Origin of the sequence: Pseudomonas sp. HY2-MNA-CIBAN-0224, assembly GCF_040310285.1 — a bacterium.
In the GTDB taxonomy this organism is placed as follows: Bacteria; Pseudomonadota; Gammaproteobacteria; order Pseudomonadales; family Pseudomonadaceae; genus Aquipseudomonas; species Aquipseudomonas helleri.
This window is the reverse complement of record NZ_JBEOPQ010000826.1, coordinates 1-243: the sequence shown is the minus strand read 5'-3', so window position 1 is coordinate 243 and position 243 is coordinate 1. Positions and strand designations below refer to the sequence as shown.

Annotated in this window: 1 pseudogene; it reads right to left on the bottom strand. The window is 43.2% G+C overall.

From position 1 onward, the window contains the following. A pseudogene (locus AAEZ03_RS28590) lies at positions 1 to 212 on the bottom strand (NADPH-dependent 7-cyano-7-deazaguanine reductase QueF); the annotation flags it as partial. Positions 213 to 243 lie beyond the last annotated feature (31 nt).

Below are 243 nucleotides of genomic sequence, written 5' to 3'. Positions count from 1 at the left end.
GATGTCTTATTATAAAGATTATCATCCAAGCCAAACAGCTCAACTTGCACTTCTGCTTGTACGCATGCCGATAAGTCTTTAGCAATCAGCGTTTGCACAGCTTCCCAACTAGGGAATTCGGTAAAGTTGATACTGTTCAAATACAGCTTAAGTGATTTTGACTCGACGATAAATGGCGAGCTAGCAGGAATACCAAAACGTGCGATAGCCACTTGCGAGAGTCCTTGCGGATTCAACCAAGAC